17 protein-coding genes and 1 other annotated feature are annotated in these 15,856 nt (G+C 43.7%); of the genes, 11 read left to right on the top strand and 6 right to left on the bottom strand.

Annotated elements, in window-relative coordinates; translation table 11 throughout:
- Positions 1-43: 43 nt before the first annotated feature.
- The gene (gene trpS, locus A4U59_RS03475; protein WP_070119767.1) at positions 44-1,042 is read right to left on the bottom strand and encodes a tryptophan--tRNA ligase; all 999 of its coding nucleotides are present in this window, start codon (positions 1,040-1,042) and stop codon (positions 44-46) included.
- A 60-nt stretch (positions 1,043-1,102) separates the two neighbouring features.
- Positions 1,103-1,345, bottom strand: a binding site (T-box leader).
- A gap of 52 nt (positions 1,346-1,397) precedes the next feature.
- Positions 1,398-1,736 (bottom strand): DUF3899 domain-containing protein, encoded by a 339-nt coding sequence (locus A4U59_RS03470; protein ID WP_169823902.1) that lies wholly within the window; start codon positions 1,734-1,736, stop codon positions 1,398-1,400.
- Positions 1,737-2,177: 441 nt separating this feature from the next.
- On the opposite strand from A4U59_RS03470, the gene A4U59_RS03465 reads away from it, so the two are divergent.
- The 5 genes from A4U59_RS03465 to A4U59_RS03445 all read left to right on the top strand — a co-directional run bounded on the left by A4U59_RS03465 (position 2,178) and on the right by A4U59_RS03445 (position 8,050).
- Positions 2,178-3,887 carry a peptide ABC transporter substrate-binding protein gene (locus A4U59_RS03465; RefSeq protein ID WP_070119765.1) on the top strand — a complete coding sequence of 570 codons (1,710 nt, stop codon included), beginning with the start codon at positions 2,178-2,180 and terminating at the stop codon, positions 3,885-3,887.
- A gap of 176 nt (positions 3,888-4,063) precedes the next feature.
- Entirely contained in the window at positions 4,064-4,996 is a 933-nt protein-coding gene (gene opp3b / locus A4U59_RS03460) for an oligopeptide ABC transporter permease (protein WP_070119764.1), read from the top strand.
- Positions 4,993-6,009, top strand: a complete 1,017-nt coding sequence (opp3C, locus tag A4U59_RS03455; protein ID WP_070119763.1) for an oligopeptide ABC transporter permease — start codon at positions 4,993-4,995, stop codon at positions 6,007-6,009. Before opp3b ends, opp3C begins: the two co-directional genes overlap by 4 nt.
- Before the next feature lie 14 nt (positions 6,010-6,023).
- Positions 6,024-7,040: an ABC transporter ATP-binding protein gene (locus A4U59_RS03450; RefSeq protein WP_070119762.1), complete on the top strand. Its 1,017-nt coding sequence runs from the start codon at positions 6,024-6,026 to the stop codon at positions 7,038-7,040.
- Positions 7,040-8,050: an ABC transporter ATP-binding protein gene (locus A4U59_RS03445; protein WP_070119761.1), complete on the top strand. Its 1,011-nt coding sequence runs from the start codon at positions 7,040-7,042 to the stop codon at positions 8,048-8,050. The genes A4U59_RS03450 and A4U59_RS03445 overlap by 1 nt, the downstream gene beginning before the upstream one ends.
- Positions 8,051-8,499: 449 nt before the next feature.
- Here A4U59_RS03445 and A4U59_RS21635 read toward each other — a convergent pair whose 3' ends face one another.
- Positions 8,500-8,658 carry a hypothetical protein gene (locus tag A4U59_RS21635; RefSeq protein ID WP_169823901.1) on the bottom strand — a complete coding sequence of 53 codons (159 nt, stop codon included), beginning with the start codon at positions 8,656-8,658 and terminating at the stop codon, positions 8,500-8,502.
- An 83-nt stretch (positions 8,659-8,741) separates the two neighbouring features.
- Between A4U59_RS21635 and A4U59_RS03440 the strand changes: the two genes are divergently transcribed.
- On the top strand, positions 8,742-9,170 hold the full coding sequence (locus A4U59_RS03440) for a hypothetical protein (RefSeq protein WP_070119760.1): 429 nt from the start codon (positions 8,742-8,744) through the stop codon (positions 9,168-9,170).
- Positions 9,171-9,227: 57 nt separating this feature from the next.
- Here the strand turns inward: A4U59_RS03440 and A4U59_RS03435 are convergent, their stop codons facing one another.
- Positions 9,228-9,770 (bottom strand): HD domain-containing protein, encoded by a 543-nt coding sequence (locus tag A4U59_RS03435; RefSeq protein ID WP_070119759.1) that lies wholly within the window; start codon positions 9,768-9,770, stop codon positions 9,228-9,230.
- A gap of 274 nt (positions 9,771-10,044) precedes the next feature.
- On the opposite strand from A4U59_RS03435, the gene A4U59_RS03430 reads away from it, so the two are divergent.
- Complete coding sequence (locus A4U59_RS03430; protein ID WP_070119758.1) at positions 10,045-11,256, top strand: putative glycoside hydrolase; 1,212 nt, start codon at positions 10,045-10,047, stop codon at positions 11,254-11,256.
- 54 nt (positions 11,257-11,310) lie between these two features.
- On the opposite strand, the gene A4U59_RS03425 is transcribed toward A4U59_RS03430, so the two are convergent.
- Positions 11,311-11,493 carry a hypothetical protein gene (locus tag A4U59_RS03425; protein WP_070119757.1) on the bottom strand — a complete coding sequence of 61 codons (183 nt, stop codon included), beginning with the start codon at positions 11,491-11,493 and terminating at the stop codon, positions 11,311-11,313.
- A gap of 299 nt (positions 11,494-11,792) precedes the next feature.
- Here A4U59_RS03425 and A4U59_RS03420 point away from each other — a divergent pair, with 299 nt between their 5' ends.
- Both A4U59_RS03420 and spxA read left to right on the top strand, forming a co-directional pair.
- Positions 11,793-12,362, top strand: a complete 570-nt coding sequence (locus A4U59_RS03420) for a GNAT family N-acetyltransferase (protein ID WP_070119756.1) — start codon at positions 11,793-11,795, stop codon at positions 12,360-12,362.
- A 793-nt stretch (positions 12,363-13,155) separates the two neighbouring features.
- Positions 13,156-13,551 carry a transcriptional regulator SpxA gene (gene spxA, locus A4U59_RS03415; RefSeq protein WP_070119755.1) on the top strand — a complete coding sequence of 132 codons (396 nt, stop codon included), beginning with the start codon at positions 13,156-13,158 and terminating at the stop codon, positions 13,549-13,551.
- Between the two features lie 139 nt (positions 13,552-13,690).
- On the opposite strand, the gene A4U59_RS03410 is transcribed toward spxA, so the two are convergent.
- Positions 13,691-14,356, bottom strand: a complete 666-nt coding sequence (locus tag A4U59_RS03410) for a YjbE family putative metal transport protein (protein WP_070119754.1) — start codon at positions 14,354-14,356, stop codon at positions 13,691-13,693.
- Positions 14,357-14,746: 390 nt separating this feature from the next.
- Here A4U59_RS03410 and A4U59_RS21630 point away from each other — a divergent pair, with 390 nt between their 5' ends.
- Both A4U59_RS21630 and mecA read left to right on the top strand, forming a co-directional pair.
- Positions 14,747-14,977, top strand: a complete 231-nt coding sequence (locus A4U59_RS21630; RefSeq protein ID WP_169823900.1) for a hypothetical protein — start codon at positions 14,747-14,749, stop codon at positions 14,975-14,977.
- The gene (gene mecA / locus A4U59_RS03405) at positions 14,968-15,660 is read left to right on the top strand and encodes an adaptor protein MecA (RefSeq protein WP_070119753.1); all 693 of its coding nucleotides are present in this window, start codon (positions 14,968-14,970) and stop codon (positions 15,658-15,660) included. Before A4U59_RS21630 ends, mecA begins: the two co-directional genes overlap by 10 nt.
- Positions 15,661-15,856 lie beyond the last annotated feature (196 nt).

Here is a 15,856-nt window from a genome sequence, read left to right as displayed (position 1 = left end):
GGTTAACCCGGTCAGGCGTACAGCATGGTTATTCTGCTGCTGCTTACCGCCTGTTTTTTGGTTTCCGGCCGAGTCCCATTGCATTTTTTGCTTTTTGCAGCGTCTTTCCTGCAATACGATTCGCTTTTTCGGCACCTCGGTCGAGAATCTCGTCCAGTTCCGCGGATTCCACAATTTCATAGTACCGTTCCTGAATCGGTTTCAATGTGGCGATGACAGCCCGTGCAACATCCGCTTTGAATTCCCCGTAACCTTTTTCTGCATAATGCGTTTCGATTTCTTCAAGTGACTTGCCGCTGCAAAGCGAAAGGATTGTCATCAGATTGGAAACGCCCGGTTTGTTTTCTTTGTCATACTTGATGACACCTTCCGAGTCCGTTACAGCACTTTTAATTTTTTTCTCAATTTGCTTCTCATCATCAAGAAGGAAAATCGTCGCTTTCACATTCTCGTCTGATTTGCTCATTTTTTTCTCCGGATTGACCAGAGACATGATGCGGGCCCCCACTTTAGCGATTTGCGGTTCAGGGATTGTGAAGATATCATTATATTTCCGGTTGAAACGGTCCGCAATATCTCTCGTCAGCTCAAGATGCTGTTTCTGGTCATCACCGACCGGGACGATATCCGTATTGTAAAGCAGGATATCGGCGGCCATAAGCGGCGGGTAAGTGAGCAAGCCGGCAGACACGGCTTCTTTGCCGGCCGATTTATCTTTGAACTGCGTCATGCGATGAAGTTCGCCGATATAGGTGACACACTGGAGCATCCATCCCAGCTGGGTATGGGCCGGGACATCCGATTGGATGAACAGTGTGGACTTTTCGGGATCGATGCCTGATGCAATGTAAAGTGCAGCAAGACTGCGGATGTTTTCGCGAAGCTTTAGCCGGTCCTGCGGTACGGTGATCGCATGTTCATCCACGATGCAGAAAAAGCAGTCATCCTCTTCCTGGTATTTGACAAAATGATTCAGCGCGCCTAAATAGTTCCCTAGTGTAAGCGAGCCACTCGGCTGTATGCCGGAAAAAATAACAGACATAACGAACACTCCTTTTCCAGATAAATAAATAATAAAAAAGTCCACTCGTCCCAATTTTAAAACAGGGACGAATGGACCGCGGTGCCACCCTTGTTATTCTTCATCACAAAAGAATCTCTTTCAATTCCAGTCCGGTTAGCCGGACTGGGTTCCCGCTGTATCGTGCGGATGACGCCGGAGCCTACTGTTCATTTCAGTCCGGTGCTCAAAAGCCCATTCCATATTACTCCGCTGCTTGTTCACACCTGCCACAAGCTCTCTGTAAGCTTCATAACATGTACTATTCTTTCTCATCACATTTCACATTTAAAATTATGGTTTATTATACTCAATCAATATATCGAATGCAAGCTGCTTATACGAAATAGGAAACAATAATCGTAAGGACAAAAAGAACGGTCCCTGAGATCAGGAATGGCATTGTTAATCGAAAGCTGTACGCCGGGTTCTCTTCGTCATTGTCATAATCATCAAATTCCGCCGCATAGCGGTTCGCTTTCGAGCTTTTATTGCGAAAAGACTTGAAGCTCTTCATTATGCCGTTGAACATTCCGCCCTCCAGGATAAGCATTGAACCGCCGGTCATTAAAAGAAAAAGTGACATCATGAAAATCGTATTTACAATAGTAACGGATAATGAAGGCCCCCTGAAAAGGAAGGACAATAAGATTCCTACCGCGGCAGATCCTATCATAAGCCGCGAAGCTGCTCTGAAATGTGTTTTCATGTTACCTCCAGGACAAATAAGTTATAAGAGTAATTATATAGAAAAAGCAGAAATGGAACAATTATTACAGAAGGAGCCCGCCGATTGTACCGGTATTTAAGAACCATCCCTATAGCGGACTTCCCCTCTTGCTTGCTTTACAACGGTGAAGCGATGGCGAGTATAATGATTAGGTTTTAATTTTTGCCAGGGCAGGAAAATGAAAGCGGATCCGATGATAGTACAATAGACCTATTTTCTGTTACCGAACCGTAATAATATCAAGGTTTCAATAATAGTCTTAAAAAAAAGTATATGCAAAATTGTTAGAATACTTGTATAATAATCCCATAGGCAAAAACTTCAGACAATTTTCAACGGTATTTGCCTGTCAAAAAAACCTATATAAAAAGGGGAGGTCTTCAGTACATGAAGAAAAAGCTGTCAATTTTCTTCGTGCTTGTTCTTGCGCTCAGCATGTTCCTAGCAGCTTGCGGAGGCGGCAATGAAGGAGCAACTAACGAGAACGAAGGAAACGAAAACGAATCATCAGAAAACGCAACAGGCGGTGAAGGAGAAGGCGGCGAAGCGAAGCCGGATGAAGAGCAGGTCTTGAACCTACTTGAAAGTGCCGAAATCCCGTCAATGGATCCGATCACTGCAACTGACCAGGTGTCTTTTATTGTAATGAACAACGTATTTGAAGGACTTTACCGTCTTGGCCCGGACAACAAACCGGTTCCAGGCGTTGCTAAAGATTATGAAAAAGATGGAACAAAATACACTTTCACGCTTAACGAAAATGCAAAATGGAGTGACGGTTCACAGGTAACCGCACAAGATTTCGAGTATGCATGGAAGCGTGCGCTCAGCCCTGATACACTTGCAGAATATGCATACATCATGGGTGACCTTAAAAACGCCAACAAAATCATGGATGAAGAAAGTGATTTGTATGGCAAAGTCGAAGAGCTTGGCGTAAAAGCTGTTGACGAAAAAACTCTTGAAGTTGAGCTTGAAAACGATGTTCCTTACTTCCTCGGATTGACTTCTTTCGGCACATTCATGCCGCTTAAGAAAGATTACGTTGAAGAACAGGGCAAGAACTATGCGCTTGAAGCGGACACAATGCTGTACAACGGTCCTTTCGTACTTTCCGAATGGAACCATGAACAGAACTGGAAGTATGAAAAGAACGACCAGTACTGGGATAAAGAAGCTGTTAAGCTTGATGAAATCAACGTAAATGTAATTAAGGATACAGCAACAGCGGTCAACCTGTTTGAAACTGGCAAAACTGACCGTGCAGCCCTTAGTGCGGAATATGTAGACCAGTATAAGGATACAGAAAACTATGTCACGACTCCTGATGCTGCCGTTTACTTCCTGCGCCTGAACCAGAAGAACGAGGCTCTTGCCAATGTTGATATCCGCAAAGCAATCAGCATGGGCTGGGATAAAAAAGGTTTGACAGACGTTATCTTGAACAACGGTTCTACACCTGCGGACTATCTTGTACCGAAAGATTTTGTTTCCGGTCCGGATGGTGAAGATTTCCGTGCTGAAAATGGCGACATGCTGTCCCATGATGCTGACAAGGCAAAAGAACACTTTGAAAAAGGTCTTGAAGCACTTGGACAGGATAGCCTTGAACTAGAACTGCTCAACTATGACAGTGAAAACTCCAAGAAGGTCGGCGAATACCTGAAGAACCAGCTTGAAAAGAATCTTCCAGGCTTGACCGTGTCCATCAAAGCTCAACCGTTCAAGCAGAAGCTAGACCTTGAAACAAAAGGCGACTATGACTTCTCATTCGCTGGATGGGGCCCTGACTATCAGGATCCGATGACTTTCATCGACATGTTCGTGACAGACGGAGCACATAACCAGATGGCGTATTCAAACGAAGAATATGACAAGCTGGTAGAAGAAGCGAAAACTGATCTTTCTGACCTAGAAGCTCGCTGGGATAAACTTCAGGAAGCAGAAAGAATTCTTCTTGAAGAAGATGCTGCAATCGCTCCAATGTACCAGAGAGGTAACGCCCACCTGATGAAGACTTATGTCAAGGACTGGGTGAAGCATCCATTCGGCGGTGACTACAGCTTCAAGTGGACATATATTTCTGGTAAAAACTAATAAGCCACTTAAAATGAACGCAGTTTTATAGTAAACTCAGGAGAGTATATGTCCATCCTGGCATATACTCTCTTTTTGCCTGTCTATGTGAAAAACGTCAGAAAATGTAGAATATTAAAAGTAATTCAGTTAGTCGATTTTTGCTGTATAATAAGACATTACGAGGAGGTGTTTGTATGGGACGATATATTCTCGGAAGGGTTGGCTATATGCTACTGACCCTGTTAATAATTGCAACATTTACATTCTTTTTGATGCAAACTTTACCGGGATCACCATTCAACAATGAGGAGAAACTATCAGAATCACAAAGAGAGAGGCTTTACGAGAAATACGGATTGAATGATCCGGTTCCTGTACAATACGTCAAGTATATGGGGAATCTAGTGCAGGGAGATTTAGGGGAATCATTCCAATATGACGGACGCAGCGTCAACAGTATTATTGGATCCCGAATTGGAGCCTCCGCTTTTCTGGGCGGGCAGGCCGTCATATTCGGTACAGTTCTAGGATTGCTGATGGGAATCATATCAGCGCTCAACCACAATACTTTTTGGGATTACGGGACAATGGTCATTGCCGTGCTCGGTATTTCCATACCATCGTTTGTTTTCGCAGGGCTTCTGCAATACTGGGTCGGCGTTAAGCTGCAATGGCTGCCGGTGGCTTTTTGGGATGGATATGAATATACGATATTGCCGACGATTTCACTGGGAGTGTTCGTTGTAGCCCAGATTGCCCGTTTTATGAGGACCGAAATGCTTGAAGTTCTTGGACAGGACTACATTACAACCGCAAAAGCGAAAGGCATCAGCAGATCAGCTGTTGTCATTAAACATACAATCAGGAATGCGATGATTCCAGTTATCACCATTTTAGGCCCGATGACTGTTGCCCTGATGACCGGTTCACTCGTAATTGAAAACATTTTTGGTGTGCCGGGGCTTGGTGAGCAGTTCGTTAAATCTATCACTACCAATGATTACCCTGTAATTATGGGGATTACACTCTTTTTCAGTGTTTTATTTATCGGCATCGTGCTAATTGTCGATATACTCTACGGAGTTATTGATCCACGTATTCGCCTGGCGGGAGGGAAAAAAGCATGAGTGCAGAAAAACAGCCTATCACAGAAGATTTGTTCCAGCCTGCTGAAATCAGCGAAGACAAAAGTGAAATGATTTCAAAGCCTAGCCTGTCATTCTGGCAGGACGCCTGGATGCGGCTGAAAAAGAACCGCGGGGCGTTTTTCGGTTTGATCATGATTGTTATCATTCTTTTCATGTCCCTTGCCGGACCTTTCATGAATGAGTATGGAGTAGACAGCCAGGACCTTGGCCGGACAAATATGCCTCCCAAAGTCCCTGTCCTTGAAAATATTGGATTTTTAGGCCTTGACGGTGTTGACATCCGCGGTGTTGATCAATATGAAATGAAAGGCGTAGAAGAGTATTTCTGGTTCGGAACAGACGCTCTTGGCCGGGATTTGTGGACCCGAACGTGGGAAGGAACTCGAATTTCAATGTATATCGCTTTCCTCGCAGCGACCATTGACTTCTTAATTGGTGTTGCTTACGGTGGGATTTCCGCATTCTACGGCGGCCGTATTGATAACGTGATGCAGCGTATAATTGAGGTTCTGGTTGGTATCCCTAACCTGATCGTCATAATCCTGCTTATTCTCGTCCTTAATCCTGGGATCTTGTCCATTACCCTTGCGATGGTTATTACGGGATGGGTAACGATGGCCAGGATTGTACGCGGACAGATCCTTAAGCTGAAGGAACAGGAATTTGTACTGGCGGCAAAGACACTTGGTGCGACAGACAACCGCTTGATCTGGAAACACTTGATTCCGAATACTCTTGGTCCGATAATCATTACAACCATGTTTACCGTGCCAGTGGCGATTTTCTTCGAAGCCTTCCTGAGCTTTATCGGCCTTGGGCTGCAGCCTCCGACTGCCTCCCTCGGAACCCTGGTGAATGAGGGTTATAGAGCAATGAGGATTTACCCGCATCAGATGACAATTTCATCGGTTGTCATCAGTTTGGTCATGGTCAGCTTCAACCTATTAGGGGACGGCCTTCGGGATGCGTTAGACCCTAGAATGCGCAGATAGGAGGAGAAAGGTAAATGGAAAACATTATTGAAGTCAATAATTTACATGTCTCCTTCGATACTTATGCCGGGGAAGTCAAGGCCGTTCGCGGCGTTAACTTTGAGCTGAAAAAAGGTGAAACCCTTGCAATCGTAGGAGAGTCCGGTTCCGGAAAATCAGTTACATCAAAAGCTGTCATGGGTTTGATTCCTAACCCGCCGGGCCGAATTAAAGACGGTGAGGTTCTGTTTGAAGGAAAAGATCTTATCAAATATTCCGAAAAAGAAATGCAAAATGTCCGCGGATCTGAAATGTCGATGATTTTCCAGGATCCGATGACATCGCTGAATCCGACAATGACTGTTGGCAAGCAAATCATGGAAGGGCTGAGGAAGCATCAGAAACTTGGCAATGCCGAAGCGAAGGAACGTGCTGTCCAGCTGCTTCGCCTTGTTGGTATCCCGAATCCGGAAACACGGGTGAAACAATACCCTCACCAATTTTCCGGCGGGATGAGACAGCGTGTCGTCATCGCTATCGCGCTTGCATGTAATCCGAAGGTGCTTATAGCCGATGAACCGACAACTGCACTTGATGTTACAATCCAGGCCCAGATTCTGGATTTGATGAAAGATTTGCAGAAAAAAACAGGAACATCCATTATCATCATCACCCATGACCTTGGCGTTGTCGCAAACGCTGCACAGCGTGTTGCTGTCATGTATGCCGGCAAAATCGTTGAGACCGGCACTGTTGATGAAATTTTCTATAAGCCGAAGCATCCTTATACATGGGGATTGCTTGCATCCATGCCTAAGCTCCATACGAAATCAGAGGAGCTTCTGGCAATCCCGGGAACACCGCCTGATCTCGTGGATCCGCCTATAGGCTGCCCGTTTGCGGCTCGCTGTCCATATGCAATGAAGGTTTGTGTGGACAATATGCCTGAATATACAGAGCATTCGAACTCGCATAAAGCGGCATGCTGGCTGCAGGATGAAAGAGCTCCGAAAGTGGAACCGCCGGCTGAAGCAGTAGGAGGTTCGAAATAATGGCAGATAATCGTGAAAAATTATTGGAAGTGCGTAATTTAAAAAAATATTTCAATGTCGGTAAAGACCAGGTATTGAAAGCTGTAGATAATATTTCGTTCGATATTTATAAAGGAGAAACACTTGGTATCGTAGGCGAATCCGGCTGCGGTAAATCAACTGCCGGCCGGACCATCATCCGCCTTTACAATGCATCGGGCGGCGATGTCCTTTTTGAAGGTGAAGATGTACATGGCAAGAAGAACGCCGAAACGTTAAAGAAGTTCAACCGAAAAATGCAGATGATTTTCCAGGATCCATATGCATCCTTGAACCCTCGCATGACGGTTGCAGACATTATCGCAGAAGGCATCGACATTCACGGCCTTGCCAAGAATGATCAGGAGCGACGCGATAAAGTCAATGAACTTCTTGAAACAGTCGGCTTGAACAGGGAGCACGCAAACCGTTATCCACATGAATTTTCGGGAGGCCAGCGCCAGCGTATCGGGATTGCCCGTGCCCTTGCCGTAGATCCTGAATTCATCATTGCTGACGAACCGATTTCCGCGCTTGACGTATCAATTCAAGCACAGGTAGTCAACCTGCTGCAAAAACTGCAGCGGGAAAAAGGGCTCACTTATTTGTTTATTGCCCATGACCTGTCAATGGTTAAACATATTTCTGACCGGGTCGGTGTCATGTATCTTGGAAACATGGCTGAGCTTGCTGAAAGTGATGCACTGTACGATGAACCGCTTCATCCGTATACACAGGCATTGCTGTCCGCTATCCCTGTTGCTGATCCTGAAATCGAACGTTCACGGGAACGGATCATTCTTGAAGGCGACCTGCCAAGCCCGATCGATCCGCCAAGCGGCTGCCGCTTCAGAACACGCTGCCCGCATGCGATGGATATTTGCGCGACACACGTTCCACGCTGGGTAGAATCGAAGAAAGACCACTGGGTGGCTTGTCACCTTTACGATGAGGAAATGATGGAAGAACACGAAGGAAATAAGAAGAATTAACGGTAAGGCAAGCCGCATTTTCGCGGCTTGCCTTTTTTACCGTCTATGAATGAAACTGTCGGCATGGAAGTATTCCGAAGGAACGGCCAACTTAACGAATGTAGAATAAGTGCAGATCGGCCTCTGTCTTCGCCTGAAAAACATGCCAGTCGGCGAGTTTATAATTCTGGTTATAGGTGAAAGTGTCAATGCTTATTGTTGAATCAAACAATTATGATGGAAGGGGACGGAGCGCAAGTTTCCTCGAGTATATTCTGCATTTCTTCCGCGCGATAAAGATTTGAGGCAGCTTACTCAACGTACCGGAAAAACTGAATTAAATAATTCAGGCTTCTTTAACGCTGTCAGTTAATTTTCTGAAACGGTGTAGATCATATCAGTGCACAAAGTACATTGTCTGATAGAACCTCTTCACGTGAGGCTCACCGGTACCGGTAACTTTCCTATCATTATCGTTTATATTTTTTCATAAGATGAAGTAAAAAGAAGATAAGTGCTGAACCGAAGGCAAGTTGTATCGCCAGGTCAGGTACAGTTCCGAATTTTGTTTCCGCAAGAATGAGAAGAGCGAGGAGCAATGCTGAAATAAATGCAATGAACTGATACATCGTTACTGATTCTGCCTTTCCTTGTTTAAATGATTAATTGAAAAAACATTTCCCTGTTTATTGCTCATTTGAGGGGGAGGACAATGATCTATTTTACTTATGACCATGACGCTGACTGGAAGGAATTGTCGAGCTTCATTGAAGAAACGAGAGAGCGGGGGCTTCCCTGTCCGTATGGAAATATGGAGCAGTTGGTAAAAGCGGCCGCAGACAAAGGGGACCATCTTTATCTATTTCAGGATGAAGAAAAAGAACAGCTGACAGGCTGGTCCTGGTTCAAGGAAGTAAAAGGACAGCTTGTTATTCATGGTGCCGGAATCGGTGACATACAAAATCAGGGAAAACTCCTGTACACAATTATTCGTCTGGCCCTTCGCCATTCGGAAAAAAACAAACCGGTCCGAATCGATATCCCGCATGATTCGACCTATTTGACTAAATTATACGAACTTTTCTCTGCGCGCACTACTAGCCTTGGCGATATCTGCCAGATCACCATTTATCATCCATAATTCACGGCTCTGCTATTATGTAAATAAGAAGCACTTCTTAATAGGAAAGTACTTCTTTCAGACTGTTGCTTTCATTTCAAACTCATCATCGTTAAGTGCGTAATTCACCATGTGGTCGAGTTTTTTAATGCGATCGGCGGCAATTGTACTGTCGATTTCCCGGTAATGGTGTTTTCCGCCAGGTTCTTCATCAGCTTCATCTGCCAGCCGGACCACCTTCTGCAGAGGGGTAGTGTATAGCTGGCCTTCCGGGAGATAAGAATCTGTATGAAGAAGAATGGCAAGGGAGATTTCTTTTGCATTGCGCCTTGACTCCCCTAATTCGATCAAAATGCGATGGGCACGCTCTGCACCCTTGATCGCGTGGATATCATTTTCCTTATACAAGTCAAAGTCCCACTGGCCGTTTCGAAACCAAGTATAGTGGCCAATATCATGCAGCAAAGCTGCTTTTGTAGCCAGGTCCGGAGACACCCTATACTGACGGGCGAGGCGGTATCCGTGATAGGCAGCTGCAATTGCATGGGCAATCCCCGACCGTTTTAGGTGCTTATGGACAGTTTCGTGTTGAAATACCTCTTCCAATGTAACATGCCGCACGTTATTACCTCCTTTTTATCGTATATGTCCGGATTGAATATTCTTAAACATGTTATGCACAAGCAGACAACCTTGTGATGGGGATTTCTAAATAATATATCAGGGTGGACATGATTAATCAAGAGAGGCATTGTCGAAAAAATAAAGTTTAATATTGAGGGATATGCGGTACAGATTACAAAAAGATGCAACTTTTGTTAAAAAGGTCTTTAGAAGTTAAGAAGGAGAATTTATAATAGAAAAAGGACAAAAAAGATAGGGGAATGAGGGCATCATGAAAAAACGGAATAGGATCAGGTTATTTTTCATTTCACTTGCAGTGCTGCTGGCAGCTTTTTATCCTCAGGATATAAAAGCTGAAGAAAGTAAGGATGCACAATTTCATGAGAAGAAAGAAATTAAACTGGAAAATAAGGAACTTCCTGCAAAGGTTGCACGGTTTACATACGATTCAGGACTCACCTTTGAGTATCCGGATGCCGTGCGCGGTGTTTACGTAACCGGGCATTCAGCCGGCGGTGAGAAGTTCGGCCGGCTAGTTAAACTGATCGAATCAACCGATTTGAATGCAATGGTCATTGATATTAAGGACGATACAGGAAACCTGACATATAAACCCGAAAAAGGCTCCGAATTTGAGGGGATCGGCCAAAATTATATTAAAGATCCCAAAAAGATGCTGAAAACCCTGGAAGAGAAACAAATCTATCCGATTGCTAGAATCGTAGTCTTCAAAGATTCTGTATTAGCTGCCAAAAAACCTGAACTTTCCTTCACCCAGAATGGACAAATTTGGAAAAACGGGCGCGGAGAAGCGTTTGTAAGCCCGTTCCAGAAAGAAGTATGGGATTACAACGTTGCCATAGCCGAAGAAGCGGCAAAAATGGGCTTCCAGGAAATCCAGTTTGATTACGTCCGTTTTCCGGAAGGCTTTGAAAAACGTGATTCCATTCTTCAATACAGCATGGGGGATTATGCTGATCTCGAAATGGATAATATCCAAAAACGGGTGAAAGCCGTAACGGATTTTGTGGCCTACGCCAATAAGAAATTGGAGTATTATGATGTGGATGTTTCTGTAGATATTTTCGGCTATACGGCGACACTTCCTGAAGCACCGGGCATCGGGCAGAACTTCACAAAAATATCAAGCAATGTCGATGTTATTTCTTCAATGATTTATCCAAGCCATTGGACAGCGTATTTTGGCATATCCAAGCCAGATTTGGAACCTTATCGCCTTGTCAGCGAATATGCGAAAGTGGAAAATAAGAAATTGGATGAATTGGATCCCCGGCCGACATCAAGGCCATGGATTCAGGACTTTACAGCTTCTTATCTTGGCAAGGGAAACTATAAGCGTTATGGAAAAGCAGAAGTGGAAGCGCAAATTAAGGCACTTAATGAAAATGGCATTGAGGAGTTCCTGCTATGGGACGCAGGAAATACCTATACGGAAGGCGTCGATTATACGCCGCTGAATTAGAATTTGAAAAAAGCCCTGTCCAGTTCAAACCGGACAGGGCTTTTTAGTATGCCTTTACTTTTTCGTTCCGCCAACATCATTCCAGTTGGATGTGATCTTATTATTTTGGTCAATGAATATATTCGCGTTTTTACCGGCGAACAGGCGGCCGAATGCACTTCCGGCCGGTGCCATGAAGGCACTTAATACAACGACGAGCGCAATGAAAACACCAAAATCAAGCAGTACTTCTCCCATGCCAATCCCTCCCGATGGTAAAAGGTCTTTGTGATCGGATGTTCAAAAAGGGCGGCCCAAAAGCGTCTGGAACGCTGGCGGGCTTTGTTCATAGAAACTCTGCCATTTATGGATCATTACAGCACCTTTTGAACGAACACATTCTCCACCATTATTGTAAGCTAAAGTGATTCAGAAAGAAAGGGGAAGGAGTGTCAATTAGAGTAACAATCGCCCAGTAGGGTCATAATATTAAAACAGTTCCAACACTTATGTTATAATAAAAGGTGGCTAAAAAAACACGGTAAGGGAGTAGATCAATGAACTGGTATGAAAAGCTCAATCAATATTTTCCTGTAGAAGAAATGAAATCGAAAGAGCACATGGAAACATTGCTTAAAGAACGCAGTGACATTTACCATAAGGATGAGGATAAATATCATGTATTGATGTATGTTGAACTTGATGATTTTATTTTCATCGACTATATCTTTGTATCAAGAGATGCAAGAGGACAGGGGCTTGGCCATAAGCTTCTTGAAAAGCTGAAGGCAAAAGGGAAGCCGATCATTCTTGAGGTTGAGCCAAAGGATTATGAAGATAGTGATACAATCAAAAGGCGCCGTTTTTATGAGCGGGAAGGTTTTGAACATGCAAGCTCCATCGGCTACAAGCGCCGTTCACTGGCCACGAATGAAATCAACGAAATGGAAATCCTCTACTGGTCGCCAACCCACGAATCCGAAGAAGCCATATATGACCGGATGAAAAAAACATATGAACTGATTCATACTTACAAGGATAAAGAATTGTACGGAAAGTCCTATCAGCATGTTGATGATGTTTTGACATACGAAGATCAAGAATCTGCAGAAAAAGCTGCGGAATAAGTAAAGAAGCGGTTCCTGTATCTGGGAACCGCTTTTATTATCGTAGAGGAAGGAAGCACATCAACACAGCGGCCAATTAAGGGTATAGATACGATCAACTGCGCCTCTGTCTTCGCCTGAAGGATTGCCAATCAGCCACTGTTTTTTTGCAAATTAGGACATTATTCCCCGGGAAAACTTATTATTCGATTAAATAAACGGAAGGAATCTGGTCTTTTTCAAATAAAATGAAAACTTGGTCCAGGTTAAAAATATACAGGAAAGCAAACTGTGTCGCGGCTTTTATTGAAGTGCAGGACGGAAAGGGCGCCTAACTAAATAATTGCCCTCCATATATTTTATGATGTTTCCAACAGACTCGATAAAGCAGGACAGGTGAAGCACAGGTCGGGCTTAATGACCAGCTGCTCAATTGCATGCTGCAACTGTATAAAAGCTGTAAATGTAAAAAAATAAATATGAACCCCTGTTATTCTGTAAATATTTGCGAATGATTAAGTAGCATCAAGCATTCTCAATAAAGGGATGTAATTGAAAGATAAGACGACTAATCGACCAAGTGGATTTTTTGCATTTTTACTTAAAAAGAAGTTTACCGCTTTCAAAATACGGGTAAATACAATTAAAACCCTGATAATTTACGCAGTTCAGCTTTAATTATGTTTACATAAACCCTCTATCATTTTATGAACATTTGGTGTATAATGAGAACAGATAGATATTAAAATGATTATAAATTGATAGATATAATAAAAAACAGGCGTTGATTCGTTTGAAAGGAGCGAAACTGCATATGGTTACCCTTTATACGTCCCCGAGCTGTACATCCTGCCGAAAAGCAAAAGCATGGCTGGAAGAGCATGAAATTGATTATACTGAACGGAATATTTTCGCTGAGCCGCTGTCAATCGATGAAATCAAGGAGATTTTGCGAATGACAGAGGACGGAACGGATGAGATCATTTCAACCCGTTCGAAAATTTTCCAGCAGTTAGACGTTAACCTTGAAACTTTGCCCTTACAGGATCTTTATAAACTGATCAGTGAGAATCCGGGCCTTCTCCGCCGCCCTATTATTCTTGATGAAAAACGTTTGCAAGTCGGATACAATGAAGATGAAATACGTCGTTTCCTGCCAAGGAAAGTCAGGACTTTTCAACTTCGCGAAGCTCAACGCCTGGTTAACTAATAAAACCTTCCGCTGCCAATAGATGTGCTGCGGAAGGTTTTTCATTACTTTATCTCATACAGCTCATGAGGACAATAAAAAGCGGCTGCTCAATTTTAAAGCAGCCGCTTTTATTCTTTATTAATACGAAGGAAGCGCCTTACCGAGCCTCAATTGATTTGTTTTTAAGCCAGCCTGCCCCGAGAACGATAAGGATTGTTGCAACAATGACTATCCACGATAAATAATCATATGTGTTGAAAATCGGATCAAGCCGTTTTTCGTGAGAAATCATTGTTCCGGCTGTATAGGCAAGAATTCCAGCTCCGATATAGACGAGAAACGGAAATTTTTCCATCCATATAAGGAAGATTTTGCTTCCCCAGATGATAATCGGAACAGATACGATCAAACCGAAAATGACAAGCAAAATATTGCCGTGTGCGGCGCCCGCCACTGCGATGACATTATCAAAACCCATCACAATGTCAGCAAAAACGATGGTCCTGATTGCCTGTCCGAGGGTAGTGCCCGCTTTGATATTCGATGGATCTTCTTCCTCATCCACAATGAGGTTATATGCTATGTAGATGAGAAAGAGGCCGCCGACAAGCTGGAGAAATGGAATCTTCAGTAAATAAACGGCTATGATAGTTAAAAAGATGCGGATAACGACAGCGAGCCCGGTACCTAAAAAGATTGCTTTGTTTCGTTGTTCCGACGGAAGATTTCGGCTCGCCAGCGCAATGACAATTGCGTTATCTCCGCCGAGGACAATATCGATTCCGATGATGACCAATACCTGTGTAAGGAATTCCAAATCCACGGGTGAAGCCCCCTTTTTGAAATGAGAAAGAAAAGATGATAAGATTTGTTCATAGTTATATTATGTATGATTCAATACAAATAACTATAACATATAACATAAATATACCGTCAACGAATACTTTCTAATAATAAGGCTGTGTTAAAGTTCAATGTTGATTTTTACACTAGTTGATTGGAGTGGAAGGTGCGGGACTCCAGGTGGGGGCCCCGCAGGAGCGGAGCGCGAGAAGGCTCACCGCCCGTCCTGGTGCAAAGAAGACACTGTGAGTGCGACCGGAGGGAAGCAGGAACGGATGTCGCCCTTGTGCCTGTGGCAAAAGCGAGTACCTGTAGCGGAAATCAACACTAGCGTTTAACAGAGCCAATAATAAAGGCCGTTTTAATATAATTGAACAGCTTCAAGGTTCAATACGACGCTTTACCGGGACAAATGCGGGTTTTGCATGAAAAACCGGTTTTTTGTTTCCATTCTTACTGTATTTATCATACAATGGGAGTACAAGATAGCATGATTGAACATGAGGAAAAAAGGGTAAGTTTTTTGAAAGGGCGTTACCCGGAGATAGAAGATCTCTTCCCGGAAAAAAGTAAGAAGGGAGAGGAAGAAGAATGGAAATAGAACGAATAAATGAGTATACCGTAAAGTTTTACATTACTTATAAAGATATAGAAGACCGCGGGTTTGACAGAGAAGAAATCTGGTATAACCGAGAGCGGAGCGAAGAGCTTTTCTGGGAAATGATGGATGAGATGAACATGGAGGAGGACTTTTCGGTTGAAGGACCTCTGTGGATCCAGGTTCAGGCGCTAGACAAAGGGCTTGAGGTCATGGTGACCCGCGCGCAGCTGTCAAATGACGGGCAGAAATTGGAACTTCCTGTAAATGAGGATAAAAGCATTGACATACCTGTTGACGATCAGATTGAATCATTGCTGGATAAAAAGTTCAATCTGAAAAACGAAAAGGAAGAATTGGAGCAGGAAGATGTTTCGCCGGGTGATGAAACCCTTGAATTCATAATCGGTTTTGAGGATTTTGAACACGTCATTTCATTGAGCCATAGTTTCGCGGCGGATGATGTATTTAGCCGCCTGTACGTTTTCGATGATAATTACTACCTGTATGTGACGTTCCCGGAAGAGGAATTTTCCGAAGAAGAGCAGGATGATCTTCTGAGCTTCATGCTCGAATACGGATATGAATCAAACATTACGGTCCATCGTATGATTGAATACGGAAAAGTGTTAATGGAAGAAAACGCAATCAAGCAAATCCGTGAGAAATTCCCGCAAATGGCTTAAAAGGCCGGTTCAAGCAAAGCTGAACCGGTCTTTTTTTGTTGCTTGAAAGTGGGTTGGGTGCCTGGCAATTGCCTGGCAATTGCCGGGCACTTTTTTTACAGGTGAATTTTCAAATGGGCCAAATTTTGTGCAGAAGTATAAATTGGTCTAAAAAAACAGGAGAGGGCGTGGTCTGTGTGAAAGTAGTTGAGCACAA

The sequence above is a fragment of the Bacillus marinisedimentorum genome (assembly GCF_001644195.2).
Taxonomy (GTDB): domain Bacteria; phylum Bacillota; class Bacilli; order Bacillales; family Bacillaceae_O; genus Bacillus_BL; species Bacillus_BL marinisedimentorum.
This window is presented reverse-complemented; position numbering and strand designations above follow the sequence as displayed.

Bases quoted from the DNA above. Each gene is read 5' to 3' on its own strand.
- trpS (WP_070119767.1), bottom strand. From the start codon at position 1,042: ATGTCTGTTATTTTTTCCGGCATACAGCCGAGTGGCTCGCTTACACTA.
- A4U59_RS03445 (WP_070119761.1), top strand. From the start codon at position 7,040: ATGGCAGATAATCGTGAAAAATTATTGGAAGTGCGTAATTTAAAAAAA.
- A4U59_RS03440 (WP_070119760.1), top strand. From the start codon at position 8,742: ATGATCTATTTTACTTATGACCATGACGCTGACTGGAAGGAATTGTCG.
- A4U59_RS03430 (WP_070119758.1), top strand. From the start codon at position 10,045: ATGAAAAAACGGAATAGGATCAGGTTATTTTTCATTTCACTTGCAGTG.
- A4U59_RS03450 (WP_070119762.1), top strand. From the start codon at position 6,024: ATGGAAAACATTATTGAAGTCAATAATTTACATGTCTCCTTCGATACT.
- spxA (WP_070119755.1), top strand. From the start codon at position 13,156: ATGGTTACCCTTTATACGTCCCCGAGCTGTACATCCTGCCGAAAAGCA.
- opp3b (WP_070119764.1), top strand. From the start codon at position 4,064: ATGGGACGATATATTCTCGGAAGGGTTGGCTATATGCTACTGACCCTG.
- A4U59_RS03420 (WP_070119756.1), top strand. From the start codon at position 11,793: ATGAACTGGTATGAAAAGCTCAATCAATATTTTCCTGTAGAAGAAATG.
- A4U59_RS03465 (WP_070119765.1), top strand. From the start codon at position 2,178: ATGAAGAAAAAGCTGTCAATTTTCTTCGTGCTTGTTCTTGCGCTCAGC.
- A4U59_RS03425 (WP_070119757.1), bottom strand. From the start codon at position 11,493: ATGGGAGAAGTACTGCTTGATTTTGGTGTTTTCATTGCGCTCGTCGTT.
- A4U59_RS03470 (WP_169823902.1), bottom strand. From the start codon at position 1,736: ATGATAGGATCTGCCGCGGTAGGAATCTTATTGTCCTTCCTTTTCAGG.
- mecA (WP_070119753.1), top strand. From the start codon at position 14,968: ATGGAAATAGAACGAATAAATGAGTATACCGTAAAGTTTTACATTACT.
- opp3C (WP_070119763.1), top strand. From the start codon at position 4,993: ATGAGTGCAGAAAAACAGCCTATCACAGAAGATTTGTTCCAGCCTGCT.
- A4U59_RS21635 (WP_169823901.1), bottom strand. From the start codon at position 8,658: ATGTATCAGTTCATTGCATTTATTTCAGCATTGCTCCTCGCTCTTCTC.